We start from the raw sequence: 19811 nt of genomic DNA, 5'->3' as shown, positions 1-19811 counted from the left end.
GACTGCTTTATCTCTTCTTCTATTCTCATTCACAACCTCCTATTATTTTTAATACAATTAACCAGGTGCATTAACAAACACGCCTGTAATATCTTGCTTTGAATTAGTTTAGTTCTAAAATATTTATATCAAAATAATGCATTTTAAAACATTTTACAAAACCGCTCAGCCATCTTATTTTAATACTTGCCCCTTATGTTCCTTACCTAAGGCATATCAAACAGTTCCTTTAGCTTAGATTTCTTTCTGATAAGGTTAAACATTACGCCATCACTTCTTCCCTTCTCCACTTGGCTTTACCTGTTCTTCTTTTCTATAACCACACAATACACACTTATGTTTAAACAACATTTCCTTCAAAAGTTAAAGTTAGGCAACAAGATATTGAAGCTATTTCTGTTGTCGGGTACCAAGCTTTCAACTATCTAAGGAAGGAATAAACTGGCTAAAAAAATAGTTATAGCCATCCCTTACAAATATTGTCCATGTATTTAAAGCTCTTATATTTGCTAAGTTTTTATAGCTATGCCCATTCCTTAAACAGGCACATTTAACCTTTTTTGGGAACACTAGCTGACAGTATATTACGTCCGGCGTTTGCACTTAGCAATGCCCTTATTTACTTTTTATGAGAAAGTCTTTCATTCCAATTGTCACGTTAATCTGCATTACACTGGCAGCTATTATTACTGTTTTACAGCAATACCAGTTCATAGCGTTATCTTCTGAGGTTTTGATGGCAGTTCGCTGGGCTGCGATAGGTGTTCTGGCTGTTTATAGGCTACAGAAGCGCTCCCTCACCACATGGATCCTGATTAGTATGGTGGTAGGTGCTGAAATAGGAAATGACTTTCCGGAATTCTCCCAAAACCTGAACGTGCTCAGCAAGGTGTTCCTTAAGCTGATCAAGACTATTATTGCACCGCTGATTTTTGCTACCCTGGTTGTTGGTATAGCTGGACACTCTAACCTGAAACAGGTCGGAAGAATGGGTTTGAAAGCTATCATTTACTTTGAGATTGTGACCACACTGGCCCTTTTTATTGGTCTGGCAGCTATTAACGTCAGTAAAGCTGGTGAAGGCATTGTACTCAAAGAAGCTGAAAACACAGAAAATATTCAGGCTCCGGCTAAACAAACAGTTTCAGATATTATTCTGCACGTGTTCCCCGAAAATATTGCCAAGTCAATAGCAGAAGGGCAGGTACTCCAGATTGTTATCTTCAGCGTGTTGTTTGGTATTGGGCTGGCTATGGTGGCAGAGAAAAAGCGCAAGCCCATGCTGGACTTTTGCGAGAGCCTGTCCGAAACCATGTTCAAGTTTACGAACATTATTATGTACTTTGCACCTATAGGCGTTGGTGCTGCTATTGCCTACACGGTAGGGCATATGGGCTTTGGCATCTTGCTAAACCTGATCCAGTTGCTTCTTACCCTGTATGTTGCCCTGGTGGCTTTCCTGGTGCTGGTGCTTTTACCTGTAGCCCTTATAGCAGGCGTACCGGTTAAGCGCTTCCTGAAAGCAATTTCCGGCCCGGTTTCTATTGCTTTTGCTACTACCAGTTCTGAGGCAGCTCTTCCCCGTGCCATGGAGGAAATGGAAAAGCTTGGTGTACCACGTAAAATTGTGGCTTTCGTTATGCCCACCGGCTACAGCTTTAACCTGGATGGCACTACCTTATACCTTTCACTGGCTTCTGTTTTCGTGGCACAGGCAGCTGGCATAAACATGACATGGCAAGAGCAGCTGTTAATGGTTTTCACGCTGATGCTGACAAGTAAAGGTGTTGCAGGAGTTCCACGCGCATCGCTCGTAATTCTGCTAGGCACCGCTGCCTCTTTCAATTTGCCAGTAGAGCCTATTTTTATTATTCTTGGTATTGATGAACTGATGGACATGGCCCGTACTTCTGTGAACGTAGTCGGTAACTGCCTGGCTACAGCAGTGGTTGCCCGTTGGGAAGGAGAGTTCAACTTACAACCAGAAACGGGCTTAGTAGAAACAACCGATCCTGAGCTAACCAATCTGCTGCATACAGAAGAAGATAAACCGGCTGAATTGGTCTAAGCACCTCTGCACAGGTAAGAGCCTCTAAGCCTCTCAAACTTTATTAGTAAAGCAAAGAAGCCCTGGCTTTTAAAGCCAGGGCTTCTTTGCTTTATACGCAACATTTATACCGCTTCAATGCATATAAATATACAAAGATAAATTTTACTTATAATCTCTATTTTATTTATATTAGTACCGGAATTTCCCAAGATCTTAGAGCCTAAATCGTCTTTGTGTATATAATACTTAATGTTGTCTCTATTATGAAAAAGGTCTTAAAACTAGCAGGATACGTGGCAGTTGCTTTCGTAGTAATAGTTGCTGCCGGTATTATTTACCTACAATATGCTTTTCCTAACGTGGATGCTGCTCCTGTCATCACCATTAAAACAACACCGGAACTGATTAAGAGAGGAGAATACTTGGCAAATAACGTAAGTGTCTGCATCGACTGCCATTCTTCACGTGACTTCTCGCGCTTTTCCGCTCCTCCTATGCCTGGCACTATCGGGAAAGGCGGCGAAAAGTTTGACCACTCCATGGGCTTTCCAGGCACTTTCTACGCCAAAAACATTACAGCTGACAAAGAAAGTGGCTTAGGTAACTGGACAGACGGCGAAATATATCGTGCCATAACATCTGGCGTAAACAAAAGTGGCGATCCTTTGTTTCCTGTAATGCCTTATAAAGCTTATAGCCAGATGACTACTGAAGACGCTTATGCTATTGTTGCTTACCTCCGCACCTTACAGCCAATCAGTAACAATATACCAGCATCAGAAGCTGATTTCCCGATGAACCTGATTCTGCGCACGATGGCAACAATGCCTAAACCCACCAAACAAAGTGCTCTTGGCGATAAAGTATCTTATGGAAAATACCTTTTGACAATTGCAGGCTGCCCTGAGTGCCACACACCGCAAGAAAAAGGAACTCCAATTGAAGGCAAGTTTATGGCAGGAGGCTTTGAATACCCTTTCCCAAACGGAACGCTTCGCTCTTCTAACATCACACCAGATAAAGAAACAGGCATAGGCACCTGGACAGAAGATGCCTTTGTAAAGCGATTTAAAATGTACGTAGACCCAGCCATAACGGCAAGTAAACTTGGTTCTGATGATTTTAATACCCTAATGCCCTGGAAAATGTATGCTGGAATGAAAGAGGAGGACCTGCGTGCTATTTACAAATACCTAATGTCGTTAGAGCCTAACAAAAATAAAGTGGAGAAATTTACACGTACTCATAAAGATGTCAGTAAGTCTTAATTAGGTTCAAATACTTTTATTTAAAAAGAGCCTTTGTTAGCCGGAGCCTTTTTTAAATTGCAGTTCTGCCAATGTTATTGTTAATTTAGGTGCAACAATAACATCAAAAATCACTTAATGAACCCTTACGAATCAGACGGCGAGGCTCATACACCGCAACTGGCCAGTTTCTGGGCCCGGTTTATGGCAGCCTTCTTAGATGGCCTTATCACCTTTATTGTCAGCCTTTTTATATTTACTTTGCTCCGGGTGTTTTTTCCATACAACCCGCAAGAACAGTCTACTTTTATACTTCTTAATGTTTTTGGTGTACTGCTGAACTGGATTTACTATGCCGGCTTGGAAAGCTCTGTATACCAGGCCACCTTAGGTAAGCAGATGATGGGAATATTTGTAACAGATGAAATGGGCGAACGAATGACATTAGCCAGAGCCACTGTCCGTCACTTCTCAAAGATTATATCAGCCATTATCTTTTTGATCGGTTACCTGATGGCAGCTTTTACCCCGCAACGACAGGCACTCCACGATATGATTGCCCGAACACTTGTATACAGGTACTAAACAGCTTCACTGCCAGCTTTATGATAGATCTAAACAGCCACACTACCTATTATAACTCTCCTATTGGTACGCTCCGGATTACGGGTACATCCGAAAGCATTACTGCTGTCCTTTTCAGTGAAGAACCGACAGTGGCCGCTTCGTTAACGCCACCGACCTGCCTTACAACCTGTGTGCAACAGTTGGAAGAGTACTTTCATAAAGAGCGACAGACCTTTGACTTACCGCTGCAAGCAACAGGCACAGTTTTCCAGCAACAGGTGTGGAAGCAACTCCAAAGTATTGCTTTCGGCAAGGTGGCATCTTATATGGACGTAGCCAGGGCTACATCCGGAGAAAAAGCTATTAGAGCCATTGGGGCAGCAAATGCGAAAAACCCTATCAGTATAGTGGTACCTTGCCACCGTGTAATTGGCAGCGACAATAGCTTAACAGGCTATGCATGGGGCTTATGGAGAAAAGAATGGCTACTGCGACACGAAGGCTATCTACCTGCTAATAAACAACTTGTATTATTTTAAAGTTATCAACGGAAGCAACAATTTACTGCAACATCAAGCATACATCTTAGTATAAGAATTAGCGATCGTATTTTAGTACCATATATGCAGACAACTTATACTCAATCGAACAAGAACATAGCACTTGCAGACCTGAGCACACGTGTACTTGCATTTATGCTGGATATGTTCATATTGCTTACCTTAATAGGTATTGCAGATTACCTTACTTTTAGTAGCGACGATGAAGCGTTGTTGATAAAGCCTGAGCGATGGCTACATTTTTTGTTAAGTTGGCTATACTTTGCAGGCACAGAAGTATGCCCCTGCCAGGCAACATTAGGCAAGTACCTGCTTGGGCTAAAAGTAACAGGTACTTCAGGTTTCAGATTATCTTTAAGGCAGGCATCAGTTCGTTTTTTCGCCAAGCCTTTTACGCTTTTTGTCATCCTCATCCGTTTTCTTAACGGACTACCTTACTTTACCCGTAGCTTGTTTCATGACCGTCTGGCAAACTCACAAGTTGTCGCCAAATAAGCTGCTTTATTCTATTTCTTTGTCATAGTCCAGCATGGTAATGCTAAACATCGGATCAGCGTTATAGTCTTTCTCTTTAATACGTGTCCGTAGCAGGTCCTCCACACGTTTTTTCATTTGTTCGTCTGTCAGACTATCGCTTTGGTTTAACAGATAAAGCTCACAAATAACGGGATTTTTATTCGGCAAAGTACCCCTGGTAAAACGAGCATTAACTTCTATTGTCTTCACGTCTTTAACCTCTTTATCGAGGGCAGTGTGCATTGTTTCAGTAATTTGTGTGGTCAGGCTGGCTTTCTGTAAGCCAGGTTGCTTGGAGAACTGCCAGTAGAGTAAGCCCGCGACAATAATGGCAGAAACAATCATCGACAATTTGAATACATATTCTTTCCCACCTGCAAAGCGTACTCCTTTGATAGTTACCTTACCCATAAAACGAAAAACCAAAGCCGCAGACAACTGAATGCCAGCTAACTGTAATGTCAGAAGGAAAATACCACTGCGGATTAACTGCCAGTTACCAAAGTTCAAAGCCATACCAATAAGAGCTGTAGGCGGTGCAAGAGAAGCAGCTACCAGCATACCCACTGCGGCCCCTGAAACCAAGCTATCCCGCTCCGACTGCACCAGGTTTATACCTCCGGCAAAGCCAGCAACTAAAGGCAACAATATGGATACCTGCGATATCTGGCTTACGTCGACCATCATGGGTGTGGCATGATCCTGCTGCACTACAAAGCTCATTAGAAAGCTAACAACTACAGCTGTTCCAATGGCTAAGAAGTACCGTATCAGGCTTTTCTTCAGCAGGTCCATCTTACCTGAAGAGGCTGCCAACGCTGCATTCATGGCTGGTCCGGCAAAAGGAGCGACTAACATAGCAGCAACCAACAAATAGCTTGTGCCCGTATACAGGCCAATCCAGGCAATAAGTCCTCCTGCCACAGCATAACCTATAAGCCCTGTTCTGGAACCTACACTTTGTAACCCTCCCAGGAATATTTCAATGGGGCTTCGATAGGTCACATCCGTTACCTGATCTGGTGCCTGTTTCCGTGGTGGGTAAAGTGTAATCATACCACGGGGAACAAGGCTAATTTCTGCATCCTCCAAGTTACTGATCTGTTCAATAAAATTACTAACCAGCTTATTATTTAAGTACACTGTTACCAAGTCTCCTGATTCGGTCTGTTGTAACGATAAATTTTTCCCATCCAGTCCTTCTGCTTTTTTGATAACCTCCTGCCCTGCTCCGGCAGGCACCTTAATTGTCAGTTGCCGCATAATCTCCTATTGTTTATGTTTCCATACGGAGCATGAGCAGCTCAGGTGTCAGAAGCATCATTTAATAAAAAAACAAGAAGCCTCTCTGGCTACTCCCGGAAAGGCTTCTTTCTATCCAGTTTTCCTGCTATTCTTACTTCTCTCCGTAATAATCTACTTCCACCACTGCAGTATTATCGGGGCTTACAATCAGCTTAAATATATAACTGTATTCTGTCTCGGAGATCTTCTGTATAGGCCTTGACACTCCAAATGCCTCCAGTATAGGTAGTAAAGTGTTAGAATGACCAGCCACCACCACTGTTCCTCCTCTAAACTGTTGTAGTACCTGTTCTTTTAAACCATTAAAATTATCAGCTTTATATTGGTTTACCTGCAGATTATGTACCTCAGCCAGAGGCTTCAGCGTGTTTTGCGTACGGATGTACTTTGTAGCAAAAAGCCCGTTAACTTGTTCGTTTGCAAGGAACTGCTTTAATGCTTCTCCCCTTGCCATTCCCTGTTCTGTAAGATCAGGGTCTTTGTTAGCAGGGTCTAAGGTATCTTTTTCAGCATGGCGTACCACATAAACGACTGTAGGCCGCACAGAACTCCATTTAGATTCAACGGCCACACCTGATGTTGCAGACGGTGTGTTTCTGCATGCAGCAAGGCTGATAAACAGCAGCGCCAGCAGTAATTTGAAGGCAGTATTTTTCATACAATTCTTTTAGTGGTGGCCCTCCTTTTTATTTGTTGAGAACCTGACTGTAAAGTTATGCTTAGAGCGAATTATGTTGGGGTGTTTATTCCTTTATTTCTGTTTATTTTTCAGGCTATAGTACTGGCCGAAGAGAACTTTCTCCGAAATAAATTCGGTGCTTACTGTGCCCGGGTGAACCGGTGGATAATAAGCCTGAAAGGAATCTGCTCGACATTCAGCCACATGCATTTTAACAGCAAGCATTGGATCTTGAAATAGTACAATACACAGTTTGTGTGGCTGGTTGACATAATGCTTATCCTATTCCTAAAATATCCTCAACTCACAGAATACAACTTTGAGCTAAGAAACATCCTTTTGCCTGTTATAGTGGTCTTTTTAGGACTAATTTACCTTTCTATCAGATATTTAAGCTTAAAGAAGCCAGGAAAATGGGAGGCTAATCAGCCANTATCCTCAACTCACAGAATACAACTTTGAGCTAAGAAACATCCTTTTGCCTGTTATAGTGGTCTTTTTAGGACTAATTTACCTTTCTATCAGATATTTAAGCTTAAAGAAGCCAGGAAAATGGGAGGCTAATCAGCCACCCATTTTCCTGGCTTCTTTAAGCTTAAATATTGTGCCTTCCTGCTCATTCCTTTCTCAGATTCTTAGGTGCTGCCCTATCTGAGAACATCAGAATAAATGAGATTAAATATTGCACACAAAAAAAAGCGGGCACTGATTTTAAAATCAGTGCCCGCTTTTTTTTGTGTGCGCACGGGGAGATTCGAACTCCCACACCCGAAGGCACAGGCTTCTGAGACCTGCACGTCTACCAGTTTCGCCACGTGCGCAAGTACACCAAATCAGATTCAGTGTCCCATCATGTGGTGGTTTGGGTTTGCAAATGTAAAACAGATTTCGATTTCTACAATGCACAAATCAAGAAATTATTTTCCGGTGGGCATATCTTCCTCTACCACAGGGGCTAGTTCTTTTTTAGAAAATTTCTCCATACGTCTCAAAACACCAATTCCAATTATTACCCACAGTAGCCCTGCAGCAAAACCGGCTAGCACATCGGTAGCATAATGCACCCGTAAGTAAACCCGGCTAAAACCAATTAGTAGTATAAACATAACCAACAGGGCCGACAGCGTGTACCGCCACACCAGAGAAGCTACATTTTTCCAGACGATATGTATAATGAGACCATAAAAAGAAGCGGCTACCATAGAGTGCCCGCTCGGAAAGCTTAAACCGGAAGTCTCTACCAAGGGCATAAGTGGCCGTGGCCTGTCAAAGAAAAACTTAAGCACAAGGTTTAAAGTAATGCTTCCCAAAGCCACCACAGGCACTTTCAGAGAATACCACCGGTGTCTCCGTACAAATATAAAGTAGGCTATCAGCAGTAGTGCCGCCGGCGTCAGAAACTGCCGTGAGGCAAAAAAGGTAATAACCTCCATAACAGCGGTAAGTGTTGGCGTAGTAATACCTGCTGCAAAGCTAAAAGCAGCATCATCCAGCCCCAACTTATCCCCTGCTATTATCTCACTGCTTAAGTAAAAAAACACGATAATGCATATAATAAAGAGAAGCCATATAAATAGCAGCTCCACGGTAAACAGAGCAAGGCCAGCACCTAATTTTTTATAGAAATTCTTAATCATAATTCAAAGCAATTTTATACTTCTACGCAACAACACCTACCACTGACACACACGTACACCAAACCGATGTTTTATTACCTATTTTCTTTATCCTATGACACAAGAAGAAATTCGGCTGTTTGTGGCAGCTACGCTTCCCTCTCCACTAAAGGTAAATTTACAGGAGCAACTACAGCCTTTTTTGCAGCCTGCCGTCAGGGCAGTACCTTTAGACAATCTGCACCTTACACTCTTCTTTATCGGGAACGTACCACAGCAGGAACTCCCTGCCATTAAGCAAGCTTTAGCTGAAGTAACTAAACGCCATGCACCGTTTACCTTATTTCTGGCCAGTACAGAGGCAGGTCCTAACGCCCATTCACCACGCCTGATATGGGCAAGGTTTCAGCAGCACCAGGCATTTGAGGCCTTAAGCCATGATCTTGTACAGGCATTGGCAACAGAACCACCTAAAAAGCAGAAGGCTATTCCGCACGTAACTATGGCTCGTTTCCGTAAAGGCCAACCGACACCCAAGCGCCTCCCGGCACTTGTGCCCGAGCATGATTATACGCTGGAGGTAAACAGCATAGCCCTTTGGCAATCGACACTTACCTCACCGCACCCGGTATATACAGTACTGGAAACATATACACTAGGTTAAAACCCTGTAAAAAACCTATATAAACAGAAACGAGTAAGATATGCTGCATTAAATTATGAATTAAGTTAAAAATAATGAAGGAGAAAGACCTAACCGAAATGGTGCTGCAACTGAAGGACAATGGGTTAACGGTAGCTTTTGCAGAAAGCTGTACCGCCGGTATGCTGGCATCTGAGTTTGTGAAGGCCACTGGCAGTAGCGATGTCTTAAAAGGAAGCATGGTCGTTTATCAGCCTGAAGTAAAGCAAAAGTTATTAAATGTAAAGAAAGAAACACTGGAGCTTTACACAGCAGAATCGCAGCAAGTAACCAATGAAATGGTAATGGGCTTAAAAAAGCTGTTGGACGCTGATGTTTGCATTGCCATTACAGGCCTGACAGGTGAAGGAGGCTCCGAAACACCCGAAAAGCCAGTAGGTACTACCTTTGTGTCTTTTTTATACGATGGCAAAGCAGAGGAATTCAGAGAGGTTTTTAAAGGCGACACAGAAAGCATCCGGGAACAAATCACTAACTATGTGTTTGAAAAGCTGAAAGGGCTGCTCGATCAGCACTATGGCCGCTAAGCCTTATATTTGCCATTATAACTGTTTTTAAAAGCCTTTGCCTACCTTACCTGATAGCGGCTTCGACCGTGTTGCCCCTTTCTATGATCGCCTTGCCAGGCTTGTGTTTGGCAAAGCTCTTCAAAAAGCGCAACTGGCCCTGCTACCTCATCTTTCGCCAAAGGCCAGGGTCCTTCTTATAGGCGGAGGCAGCGGCTGGCTACTGGAGCAACTATTATCTGCACACAAACATCTAAACATTTACTACTTAGAAGCCTCTCCTGCCATGCTGAAACTGGCAGAGCAGCGTTATCGACAATATAAACAACAGCATACTTGTAAGGTAACTTTCCGTGTCGGCACAGAGCAGGTACTGCAGGTACAGGATCAGTTCGATATCATCATTACACCTTTCCTGCTAGATCTTTTCCCGGAACAGCGCCTTTCGCAGCTGATGAAAAAGCTAAACGCCTCTCTCGTTTCAGGAGGAAAATGGTTCTTTACTGATTTCTCTCCTGTACGTCAGCCTCCTCCCCTATGGCAACGCCTGCTTGAAAAGAGCATGTACCATTTTTTTAGAGTATTAAGCGATGTAAAAGCACAGGAATTTCCTGACTATACCCGGCACTTCCAAACGCTTAAGCTGCAACAGGAGCACCAGTATGTATTTTACGGCAGCATGATTCAGAGTAAAGTTTATGCGAAAAGCTAATGCATTTGTGACAACAGCTTACAATCGCTATATTTAAATCTTTATTTTGATTATTAAATCTCCTGATGAAAAATAAACTAGGCAGCCTGCTAGGCCTGGGTCTGGCCCTGCTGGCTCATCCGATACTGGCACAGCAGCAAGTAGATTACAGCCTCTCTTTTCCGAATGCTGTGCACCACGAAGCACAGGTGGAAGTCACCTTTTCCGGCATAAACACCGATACTTTAAAGGTACTCATGCCACGCACCTCACCAGGGCGCTACGCTATACATGAGTTCGCCAAAAACGTTTATAATGTTCGTGCTACCGATGCCCAGGGCAAGCAATTGCATATTAGCAAAGCCAACCTGCACCAATGGGTTGTGACAGGGCATAACGGCAGTGTTAAAGTAAGCTACACCTTATTTGGCGACCATGCCGATGGCACATATGCGGGTATAGACGAAACGCACGCGCACCTGAACATGCCCGCCACACTTATGTACGCCCAAGGGTTTGAGCAATCCCCGGCTTATGTAACATTCCATATTCCGCAGGGAAGCAACTGGAAAGTAGCCACACAACTGAAACCAGAGCAGGGCAACACCTACTATGCCCCTAACTTCCAGTACCTGATGGACAGCCCGACTGAGCTTAGCAACTTTGACTTTGCAGAATGGACAGTAAACGATAACGGCCAGCCTAAAACCATACAGGTAACACTGCACCACACTGGTACACCGGAAGAGTTTAACGAGTATGTGGAAAAAACAAAAAGAATTGTAGCCGAGCAACGTGCCGTTTATGGCGAGCTTCCTGACTACGACTTTGGCCGATACACTTTTATAGGTTGCTATATGCCACAGGCAGTAGGCGATGGCATGGAACACCGTAACTCTACGATTCTTACCAGTTCGCAGCCTCTTGCCTCGGCTATGCCAGGCTTACTGAACACGGTTTCCCATGAGTATTTCCACTCCTGGAACGTGGAGCGTATCCGTCCAAAAAGCCTCGAGCCTTTTAATTTTCAGGAAGCAAATATGTCAGAGTTACTGTGGCTGGCCGAAGGTTTCACCAGCTACTACGGCGATATGATTATGAAGCGCAGCGGCATATTTGATGTAAAGAAATATGCTTCAGACCTGGCAGGAGACCTTAACTATGTGTTGCTTTCGCCAGGCCGCCAGTACCACAGCCTTGTTGAGATGAGCATGCAGGCACCGTTTGTAGATGCCGCCCGATCTGTAGACCCCGTTAACCGACAGAACACTTTCATCTCCTACTACACTTATGGAAGCATGGTAGGCTTAGCCCTGGATATGACGCTTCGGCAGCAGTACAATAAAACACTGGATGACTACATGCAGGCCCTGTGGCGCAAGTATGGTAAAACAGAAAAAGCCTATGTGCTGTCTGACCTGGAAGAAACACTGGCCGAAGTGAGCGGCGACAAAGCATGGGCTACAGACTTCTTTCAGAACAGCATTCGGGGTAGCCAATTACCGGACTATGCAGCGCTGTTGGCAAAGGCAGGTTTCGAGCTTCGGAAAGCAAACCCTGGCGCGGCCAGCCTAGGCATGATCGCTTTAAAATATGGGGAAGAGGGTGCCGAAATAATGGCTGGCACTTATGTTAACTCTGCTGCCTACAAAGCTGGCTTAGACCGTACCGATATTATTATATCGCTTGACGGTAAAACTGTAACAACAGCAGAAGAGTTGAAAAATATCTTAAGCAGCCACAAACCTGGCGACAGCATTCCCATTACTTTCAAACGCCTGGCCCAGACACGCACTACTACGCTTGTTTTAAATGAGGTTCAAACCATAGAGGTGGTACCTTATGAAGACGCTAGTAAAAAGCTTACCTCTAAAATGGAGAAGTTCAGAAAAGCCTGGCTTGGTTCAAAGTCGAAGTAGGTAAGGTATAACAAGCCGGCACAACAAATCAGCTTGTATGTCGTTTTTCTATAATAGGCATAATAGTTGATTTTGAATCTGTTATCCTTTATCTTAGTACTAGAACTTATACTTCTTCAGTTTTCACGTGAAAATATTAACAAAAACGATACTAGCCATCAGCCTGCTTTGGTCAGGGCATGTAGTAGCACAATCAGGTACAAAACCTAATTTAGATGCTACTCCAGTGCCTACTATAGCAGTGCCAGCCGATACAACATTACCTTTAGCAGGACAGGCTGCAAAGCCTAAACCTTCCTGGGATGGCCCTAAGCTAAGTTATAGCCTTTCGGCGGGAGCCAGCTTCAACAGCTTGTTCGGAGCAGCTACTTATTTGGAGCCGTCCGTCCGTTACCAGGTAAGCAACCGCTTCAGGGTAAACGCCAGTTTGGCTTATGTAAACGTAATAGCACACGATGTACCCGTCAGAACAGCTGAAGGTACAACAGTGTTGTACCGCAACAATGCCAGCAGCAACTATGTAGCCAGTGCAGGAGTTGATTACCTGGCCAGCGACAGGCTTATACTGAGCGGCCATATATGGAAGAACTTCTCTAACATGCCAAACCAAAACACGCTTTATAACAGGCTGAACAGCCCTGGCCGTATGGGTGCTGACTTTAAAGCTACTTACAAAATAACAGAGAACTTCTCTGTAACAGGCGGCGTTCGTTATACAGACGGAGCCTCGTCATTTAACAACCCTTATTATGGTCCGGGTTATGGCGGTTACTATAACAGCCCTTTCGGAGGATTCTAAACAAAAATATTTTCTATAAACATGAAGAGGCGGTTTACTTATAAGTGTAAACCGCCTCTTCATGTTTTAACTCAAGGTGTATGATGTGTTTACAGCAAGCAGCAAGCTATAGAAAAGGCAAAACTAAAGTCCGTCTTAAAACCAAAGTTTATTACAGAGAAAGCCCCCCATCAGTAGAGTGCTTCTTGCCGCTTCCGTGATTAGCAGTCTTTAATGACTCTACAAACATTGACAGCTCCCGCGAAAACTTTTCAACTTCAGAAATAGAAGTATTAATATGCCGGATGCACTCCAGCTTATCTTCATAAGAAACTTCATCATAACTCAGCAAGCCAGCTAAACCCATCGCTCTGCATATAGGGCTTCTTAACTGATGAGAGATCATAAACATCACCTCTTCCATCGATCTAATGTGCTTTTTTTTGTCTTCTTCTGCCAGCTTTCGTTCAGTAATGTCTGTGCACACCACTAAAATATTAAATACAGCCCCATTGTCCTCTTTAAGTGGAGCAATACGACAGGTTACCCATGGTTTATTACCTGCTCTATTGGTAAGTTTCAGATCCAAGTTTGTTTGTTCCCCCTCCTGAAATACATTGGTACAATGAAAGATAAAATCTTTCCTGAAGGTAGGTTCAATAATCTCTAAAATAAACATCCCCAGTAACTCTCCACGACCAATACCATCATGCGCTTTGTTGGCATAAGTGATTTTTAAGGAATCATTAACCGTAGTAATAAAGTCTGGCGAGTGTTCAGATAAAGCAAATAATCGCCGGGAATCTGACTTAAACAACCGGTTAGATTCTATCTGGGCTTTTCTTAACTCAAATATGTCTATTACTTTTTTGCTGAGTAACTTTAGTGCCCGCTTCTGTTCTTCTGTTAATGTTCGTGGCCTGCAGTCAATAACACAAAGCGCTCCCAAGGCATGCCCTTCGGAAGTAACTAGCGGAGCTCCTGCGTAAAACCTAATATTAGGGTTGCCTGTTACAAGAGGGTTCAGCTTAAACCGCTCATCTTCAAAAGAGTCATGCACAACCATAACCTCATCTGCTGACTGTATAGTATAATTGCAAAAAGCAAACTCCCTGGCAGTTTCTGATGCATCTAACCCCACCTTCGATTTAAACCACTGCCGATCCGCATCCAACAATGTTAAAAGTGATATAGGCACTCCACAAATAATAGACGCAAGCTCTGTTACCTCATCCAATTCTTTCTGAGGTAGCGTGTCCATAATTTGATATGAACTTAGTGCACTAAGCCTTGATGGTTCGTCCATAATCTGTACGCTTGTATTCGAAGATATTAAGTTTGGCTACAGGGATAACAGCTATATACACTTCCGAATATATAACTTTTCAAAAAACATCACTAATGTTGTTACATTAAATTTTATCCTACTGCAGAACCAATAATATTCTTTCCGGGAAAAGCTTTGCTTAACTAACAAATAGAAGCAACTTAATTAAGCACATAAGTTAACAAGATAAATCAAAACTGCAACTTAGATTCAGGCTAAAGTTCATTGCTTTTGAGTTGTTTAGCCATAAAATCAGTCTGCGACATTACTTCTATGTAATTCTAAACTTCATAAAATAAGGATAAAAGTGCATCTGTATAAAATACTTACTTTTTTGATTCAAATACTTAGCATTAATTAGCCACCCTAAACCCTTTGCCGTATAAAAAACTGATAACCAAATTATTGAATAATATCTCTTCCAAAACCGTCAGGCACTTTTAATATTATTCAAACACCCATAACAATCTAATACAATGAAAACCAACGATCAGAAAACAGTAAAGGCTCTCGACGAAGAGACTTTCAAAAAAGAAATCACGCAGGAACATGATATTTCACCTGATATATTCAGAGTTATAAAGTCTTCGCTGGAGGTAATTCACCCTGACGAGGTCATCAGGGCAAGTGACCATGCCGTTAAGACATTATTCAAGGAACAGGTTTATGATCCAGCCCTTTCTAACGATGAACACTTTTATTTTAATTACCATTTGAACGCCGCAAGCATGGAAGGGCTAAAGAGGTACGGACTTTGGGACAAGGATGGGTTCCTTACCACTGAGGGTATTCAGGTAATCAAAAACATTTCAGCTAAATATGCTTAATTAATTTAAGTAAAAGACCTTTCACTGGTACCACATAACCTTTATCAATCTAAGCACTAACCTAAAGCACTGCACAACTATACAACCTCAAAAAGGGGTACTATTATTTGTGTATAGTGCCCCTTTTTGAGGTTGTATAGTTATTGACATTTTTAAAGAATATTTAAAACATTCTCATTCATAAGCCCCCTGGAAACTTTGAAAGTTAATTCTTATAGATTACTTTAACCAAAACGCACGTTTAGCTGTTAAATAATACCGGAACCAATAGTTGATATTTTGCAGAAGAAGAATCTCCGTATCCGCCACCTAAAAAACGATAGATTAGAAACCGTAAAACCTAATTACAGGGGTAACAAAGTTATAAACGGCAGGTTTGCTAATGGTGATGAACTCTATAACCCTGACTTTAGTACTGTGTTGAAGTGGCAGTTGTCTCGTAACCCACAGCGCGAAGAAAAGAAGAGAGACGACTATACTCCACCTGTGCATAAAGGCAATGACTTCTTGTACTCTGATCAGGATATGGTGGTGTGGCTGGGGCATGCCAGTTTTTTCATCAGGTTTAATGGGGTTACGTTTCTGACAGACCCGGTCTTGTACGACATTCCTATGGTGAAGCGCCGCGCCGGTTTGCCTTGCCCGCCAGAGCAGTTGCGTAACATCGACTTTCTACTGCTTTCACACGGGCACCGCGACCACCTTGACAAGAAATCTATCCAGACGGTATTTAAAAACAATCCGCAGATGAAAGCATTGGCACCGTTAGAGGCTGGTAACATACTGCGGAGCATTGACCCTCACCTGCCCTACCAGGAGGCTGGCTGGTTTCAGAAGTTCGACCTGGCCCCTGATGGTATAGAAATTTACTTTGCCCCTGCTTCCCATTGGTACCGACGTGGGGTGTTAGACATGAACAAAGTGCTGTGGGGTAGTTTCGTCATAAAGACTACTGAGTTGACTTTATTTTTTGCAGGAGACACCGCCTTAGGGAATCACTTTGAAGAAATTGAAGATATATTCGGCCCAATGGACGTATGCCTGATGCCTGTAGGAGCTTACAAGCCATCTTTCCTGATGAGTAAAAGCCACCTTAACCCAAATGAAGCAGTAAAAGCCTATAACCTGCTGAGAGGAGGCACATTTATACCAATGCACTACGGCACCTTCGACCTATCGGATGAACCGGCAAGCGAGCCTGTCCGGTTGCTGGAGCAAATTGCAGCAGGAGGCATGCTGCGCGGCTTAAGAATACCAGCTATAGGAGAACCCTTACTACTGCACGACTTTGCTTGAAGGCTGTAACAGCAGGAGGAGACATACTTTTACTATATTTGTGTTCAGGCTCTGAAAAAGCCTGTCATAAATTTTAATCTTATGTCTCCTACTCTTATTATTGGCTTAATAATAGCCTATTTCTGCATACTGATACTTATTTCGTATTTAACTAGTAAAAATACAGACTCCGAAACATTCTTTTTAGCCAACCGCAAGTCCCCCTGGTATGTGGTTGCTTTTGGAATGATTGGTACTTCGCTGTCGGGTGTTACCTTTGTTTCTATTCCGGGAATGGTGGAGAAAGCGCAGTTCTCTTATCTACAGGTAGTCTTAGGTTATCTGCTAGGCTACTTTGTAATTGCCACAGTGCTGATGCCGCTGTATTATCGCCTAAACCTGGTGTCTATTTATACATACCTTGAGCAGCGCTTTGGCTATTGGTCTTACAAAACCGGGGCCGCCTTCTTCCTCCTCTCACGCACCTTGGGTGCTTCCATACGCTTGTTCCTGGTGGCAGGAGTGCTGCAGTTAGCCGTTTTCGATGATTTGGGAGTGCCTTTTGCTGTTTCTGTCATCATTACAATTACCCTTATCTGGGTATATACCTTCCGGGGCGGTATGAAAACTATTATCTGGACGGATACTTTTCAGACAGCTGCCATGCTGGTTGCCGTAATTGTAAGCATCTGGCTAATCTCTGATGAGTTAAACATGGGCTTTCAGGGGCTGGTGCAATCGGTAAAGAAAAGCCAGTACTCTCAGGTCTTTTTCTGGGATGTGAAAGACAGCCGCTATTTTCTGAAGCAATTCCTTTCCGGTGCTTTTATTGCTATTGTAATGACAGGCCTGGACCAGGATATGATGCAGAAGAACCTTAGCTGTAAGAACATTTGGGAGGCACAGAAGAACATGCTATCATTTAGCATCATACTTGTTTTTGTAAATACCTTCTTTCTTACACTTGGTGCCTTGCTTTATATTTATGCTGAATCTAAAGGTATTTCCTTACCAGCCAAAGGCGATGATGTATACCCTTACCTGGCGCTGAACCACTTCTCCCCTTTCCTTGGTATTGTGTTTATACTCGGTATTATTGCTATTACGTATGCTTCTGCCGACTCCGCCCTTACTGCCCTCACCACCTCCTTCTGTGTTGATTTTCTTAACTTCAAAGATCGCAGCGAACAAGAACGGGTACGTATGCGTTATATCGTACACTTTGCTTTCTCGGTAATTATGGTGCTGGTAATCGTGGCGTTTGATGTACTGAATAATCAGAATGTAATTACGGCAGTATTTACAGTAGCAGGCTATACCTATGGACCCTTACTAGGGCTCTACACGTTTGGGCTCTACACAAAGCGCGCCGTCCAGGATCGTTTTGTACCTGCTGTCTGTATCGTTTCGCCTATCCTAACATACATCATCAGTGCCAATTCAGTAGAGTGGTTCTGGGGTTACGAATTTGGCTTTGAGGTACTTATTTTAAATGGCTTCCTAACTTTTACCGGACTAATGGCTGTTTCAAACAAGGGCAAAAAGTTAGAACTGGCACAGTAATAGCTATAGATTACGCAAGACTTTAGTTTCACATATTACTTATATAATTTATAATGAAGAGAATAGTTGCAGCCTTAGCACTTATCCTTTCTGCAGGAGTTGCATTTGGGCAGAATGCACAAACAGTACCCCTGAACTGGCATTTACTGGATCATCAGAAAGATGGAGTGTACGGGATCAGCTTAGAGAAAGCTTACCAGGAATTATTACAAAACAAAAAGGCAGACACTGTTCTTGTTGCTATAATTGACTCTGGTATTGATACGCTGCACGAAGACCTCCGGCCTGTTTTATGGCACAACCGCCTGGAGATGGCAGGCGGCAGCACAGACCCTGATAAAAATGGCTATGCTGGAGACATCTACGGATGGAACTTCTTAGGAAGCGATGACCCTACTAAAAACGTAACAAAAGACTCCTACGAAAGCCAGCGCTTTTACTTTAAGTACAAAGACAAGTTTGCTAATGTAACCTCTGAAGAACAGGTTAAAAAGAAAGAATGCCAGTTGTACCACGACTGGCTCAGAAGTAAAGCACATGTAATAGAAGTATCAGAGGAGGGACAGGCAGTAGAAATGCTGTACAGCCTACTGGAGATTTACCCAAGGCTGGACAGCTACTTCACAAGCTACCTTAAAACAGACACTTTTACTGCACAGGATCTGGACACGCTTAAAACCAATAATGTAAAAGCCCTACAGGCTACCAAACTGTATGGTTTGATGTTTGAGAAAGCAAAGCCAGGTATAACAAACAAGCAACTGCCAGAATACCTGCAGCAATATGCCGATAGCATGAAAATGACTTTAAAGGCTCCTGAAACACCTCCGGTAGATTATCGTGGCAGAGTGGTAGAAGATAACTACAGCAATTTTAAGGACCGCTACTATGGCAACAGCAATATAATGGCAGGCGACCCTACCCACGGAACACATGTGGCAGGCATAATAGGTGCTGTCAGAGATAATGGTTTAGGTGTCAATGGTGTGGCCAATGCTGTAAAAATTATGATGATCAGGGCCGTTCCAGATGGAGATGAGCATGATAAAGATATAGCCCTTGCCATCCGTTATGCTGTAGACAACGGTGCTAAAATCATCAACATGAGCTTTGGTAAATCTTTTTCGCCTGAAAGAAAATGGGTAGAAGATGCTATTAAGTATGCACAGAAGCATGATGTACTTTTGGTAAAAGCTGCAGGTAACGAAAGTGAGAATGTAGATGTAGTACCTTACTTCCCTAACCCGCTTACCATTAAAAAGCACAAAAAAGCTCCTAACATGATTACTGTTGGTGCCAGCGGCCCGGCAGGAACCAGCCTAGTTGCTCCATTTTCTAACTATGGCAAAAATATAGTTGATGTTTTTGCACCTGGTGCCAACATTTACTCTACTATTCCTGGCGGGAACCAATATGCACCTTTCAGCGGAACAAGCATGGCTTCGCCGGTAGTAGCTGGTTTGGCAGCCCTTATAGAATCGTATTATCCTCACCTGACAGCTGAGCAGATTAAAGCTGTTATAGAAGAATCTGTCGAGAAGGTGAATGAACCAGTTATTAACCCGGGTACAGGTGAATTGGTACCTATGTCAGAGCTTTCTCGTACCGGAGGTATTGTAAATGCATATAAAGCCATAAAGCTGGCAGAAACATATAAATAAAACTGCAAGATTTCTATTCCA

18 protein-coding genes and 1 tRNA gene are annotated in these 19811 nt (G+C 43.0%); 14 read left to right on the top strand and 5 right to left on the bottom strand.

The annotated features are described in order from the left end of the window. Positions 1–628 precede the first annotated feature (628 nt). From LN995_RS19370 to LN995_RS19350, 5 genes are all read left to right on the top strand, one after another. Complete coding sequence (locus LN995_RS19370) at positions 629–2068, top strand: dicarboxylate/amino acid:cation symporter (RefSeq protein ID WP_229962743.1); 1440 nt, start codon at positions 629–631, stop codon at positions 2066–2068. 245 nt (positions 2069–2313) lie between these two features. Next, on the top strand, positions 2314–3318 hold the full coding sequence (locus tag LN995_RS19365) for a c-type cytochrome (RefSeq protein WP_229962742.1): 1005 nt from the start codon (positions 2314–2316) through the stop codon (positions 3316–3318). Positions 3319–3435: 117 nt separating this feature from the next. Then, positions 3436–3882, top strand: coding sequence for an RDD family protein (locus tag LN995_RS19360; RefSeq protein ID WP_229962741.1), 447 nt, complete (start codon positions 3436–3438; stop codon positions 3880–3882). Positions 3883–3902: 20 nt separating this feature from the next. After that, the gene (locus tag LN995_RS19355; protein ID WP_229962740.1) at positions 3903–4403 is read left to right on the top strand and encodes a methylated-DNA--[protein]-cysteine S-methyltransferase; all 501 of its coding nucleotides are present in this window, start codon (positions 3903–3905) and stop codon (positions 4401–4403) included. Positions 4404–4487: 84 nt separating this feature from the next. Next, complete coding sequence (locus tag LN995_RS19350; protein WP_229962739.1) at positions 4488–4919, top strand: RDD family protein; 432 nt, start codon at positions 4488–4490, stop codon at positions 4917–4919. A 6-nt stretch (positions 4920–4925) separates the two neighbouring features. Here the strand turns inward: LN995_RS19350 and LN995_RS19345 are convergent, their stop codons facing one another. From LN995_RS19345 to LN995_RS19330, 4 genes are all read right to left on the bottom strand, one after another. After that, a complete protein-coding gene (locus tag LN995_RS19345) occupies positions 4926–6203 on the bottom strand; it encodes a DUF389 domain-containing protein (RefSeq protein ID WP_229962738.1) in 1278 nt (425 codons plus the stop codon). A gap of 133 nt (positions 6204–6336) precedes the next feature. Next, positions 6337–6903, bottom strand: coding sequence for a histidine phosphatase family protein (locus LN995_RS19340; RefSeq protein WP_229962737.1), 567 nt, complete (start codon positions 6901–6903; stop codon positions 6337–6339). Positions 6904–7663: 760 nt separating this feature from the next. After that, positions 7664–7745, bottom strand: a tRNA-Leu gene (locus LN995_RS19335). 96 nt (positions 7746–7841) lie between these two features. Beyond that, complete coding sequence (locus LN995_RS19330; protein ID WP_229962736.1) at positions 7842–8561, bottom strand: phosphatase PAP2 family protein; 720 nt, start codon at positions 8559–8561, stop codon at positions 7842–7844. 94 nt (positions 8562–8655) lie between these two features. Here LN995_RS19330 and thpR point away from each other — a divergent pair, with 94 nt between their 5' ends. The 5 genes from thpR to LN995_RS19305 all read left to right on the top strand — a co-directional run bounded on the left by thpR (position 8656) and on the right by LN995_RS19305 (position 13158). Further along, a complete protein-coding gene (gene thpR / locus LN995_RS19325) occupies positions 8656–9204 on the top strand; it encodes an RNA 2',3'-cyclic phosphodiesterase (RefSeq protein ID WP_229962735.1) in 549 nt (182 codons plus the stop codon). Positions 9205–9278: 74 nt separating this feature from the next. After that, the gene (locus LN995_RS19320) at positions 9279–9770 is read left to right on the top strand and encodes a CinA family protein (RefSeq protein ID WP_229962734.1); all 492 of its coding nucleotides are present in this window, start codon (positions 9279–9281) and stop codon (positions 9768–9770) included. 37 nt (positions 9771–9807) lie between these two features. Beyond that, entirely contained in the window at positions 9808–10461 is a 654-nt protein-coding gene (locus LN995_RS19315) for a class I SAM-dependent methyltransferase (RefSeq protein ID WP_229962733.1), read from the top strand. Between the two features lie 65 nt (positions 10462–10526). Next, positions 10527–12359, top strand: a complete 1833-nt coding sequence (locus LN995_RS19310) for a M61 family metallopeptidase (RefSeq protein ID WP_229962732.1) — start codon at positions 10527–10529, stop codon at positions 12357–12359. 127 nt (positions 12360–12486) lie between these two features. Next, positions 12487–13158 carry a hypothetical protein gene (locus LN995_RS19305; protein WP_229962731.1) on the top strand — a complete coding sequence of 224 codons (672 nt, stop codon included), beginning with the start codon at positions 12487–12489 and terminating at the stop codon, positions 13156–13158. Between the two features lie 151 nt (positions 13159–13309). On the opposite strand, the gene LN995_RS19300 is transcribed toward LN995_RS19305, so the two are convergent. After that, a complete protein-coding gene (locus LN995_RS19300) occupies positions 13310–14443 on the bottom strand; it encodes a GAF domain-containing protein (protein WP_229962730.1) in 1134 nt (377 codons plus the stop codon). 497 nt (positions 14444–14940) lie between these two features. On the opposite strand from LN995_RS19300, the gene LN995_RS19295 reads away from it, so the two are divergent. The 4 genes from LN995_RS19295 (at position 14941) to LN995_RS19280 (ending at position 19790) form a co-directional block, all read left to right on the top strand. Beyond that, the gene (locus tag LN995_RS19295) at positions 14941–15291 is read left to right on the top strand and encodes a hypothetical protein (RefSeq protein WP_229962729.1); all 351 of its coding nucleotides are present in this window, start codon (positions 14941–14943) and stop codon (positions 15289–15291) included. A 279-nt stretch (positions 15292–15570) separates the two neighbouring features. After that, a complete protein-coding gene (locus LN995_RS19290; protein ID WP_229962728.1) occupies positions 15571–16587 on the top strand; it encodes an MBL fold metallo-hydrolase in 1017 nt (338 codons plus the stop codon). 81 nt (positions 16588–16668) lie between these two features. After that, positions 16669–18129, top strand: a complete 1461-nt coding sequence (locus tag LN995_RS19285) for a sodium:solute symporter (RefSeq protein ID WP_229962727.1) — start codon at positions 16669–16671, stop codon at positions 18127–18129. 53 nt (positions 18130–18182) lie between these two features. Beyond that, positions 18183–19790: a S8 family serine peptidase gene (locus LN995_RS19280; RefSeq protein WP_229962726.1), complete on the top strand. Its 1608-nt coding sequence runs from the start codon at positions 18183–18185 to the stop codon at positions 19788–19790. Positions 19791–19811: the final 21 nt, after the last annotated feature.

The sequence above is a fragment of the Pontibacter silvestris genome (genome assembly GCF_020907275.1).
GTDB classification, from domain to species: Bacteria; Bacteroidota; Bacteroidia; order Cytophagales; family Hymenobacteraceae; genus Pontibacter; species Pontibacter silvestris.
Note: the sequence above shows the minus strand (reverse complement) of the source record. Positions and strands in the feature narration are given on the sequence as shown.

Bases quoted from the DNA above. Each gene is read 5' to 3' on its own strand.
- LN995_RS19370 (WP_229962743.1), top strand. From the start codon at position 629: ATGAGAAAGTCTTTCATTCCAATTGTCACGTTAATCTGCATTACACTG.
- LN995_RS19365 (WP_229962742.1), top strand. From the start codon at position 2,314: ATGAAAAAGGTCTTAAAACTAGCAGGATACGTGGCAGTTGCTTTCGTA.
- LN995_RS19360 (WP_229962741.1), top strand. From the start codon at position 3,436: ATGAACCCTTACGAATCAGACGGCGAGGCTCATACACCGCAACTGGCC.
- LN995_RS19355 (WP_229962740.1), top strand. From the start codon at position 3,903: ATGATAGATCTAAACAGCCACACTACCTATTATAACTCTCCTATTGGT.
- LN995_RS19350 (WP_229962739.1), top strand. From the start codon at position 4,488: ATGCAGACAACTTATACTCAATCGAACAAGAACATAGCACTTGCAGAC.
- LN995_RS19345 (WP_229962738.1), bottom strand. From the start codon at position 6,203: ATGCGGCAACTGACAATTAAGGTGCCTGCCGGAGCAGGGCAGGAGGTT.
- LN995_RS19340 (WP_229962737.1), bottom strand. From the start codon at position 6,903: ATGAAAAATACTGCCTTCAAATTACTGCTGGCGCTGCTGTTTATCAGC.
- LN995_RS19330 (WP_229962736.1), bottom strand. From the start codon at position 8,561: ATGATTAAGAATTTCTATAAAAAATTAGGTGCTGGCCTTGCTCTGTTT.
- thpR (WP_229962735.1), top strand. From the start codon at position 8,656: ATGACACAAGAAGAAATTCGGCTGTTTGTGGCAGCTACGCTTCCCTCT.
- LN995_RS19320 (WP_229962734.1), top strand. From the start codon at position 9,279: ATGAAGGAGAAAGACCTAACCGAAATGGTGCTGCAACTGAAGGACAAT.
- LN995_RS19310 (WP_229962732.1), top strand. From the start codon at position 10,527: ATGAAAAATAAACTAGGCAGCCTGCTAGGCCTGGGTCTGGCCCTGCTG.
- LN995_RS19300 (WP_229962730.1), bottom strand. From the start codon at position 14,443: ATGGACGAACCATCAAGGCTTAGTGCACTAAGTTCATATCAAATTATG.
- LN995_RS19295 (WP_229962729.1), top strand. From the start codon at position 14,941: ATGAAAACCAACGATCAGAAAACAGTAAAGGCTCTCGACGAAGAGACT.
- LN995_RS19285 (WP_229962727.1), top strand. From the start codon at position 16,669: ATGTCTCCTACTCTTATTATTGGCTTAATAATAGCCTATTTCTGCATA.
- LN995_RS19280 (WP_229962726.1), top strand. From the start codon at position 18,183: ATGAAGAGAATAGTTGCAGCCTTAGCACTTATCCTTTCTGCAGGAGTT.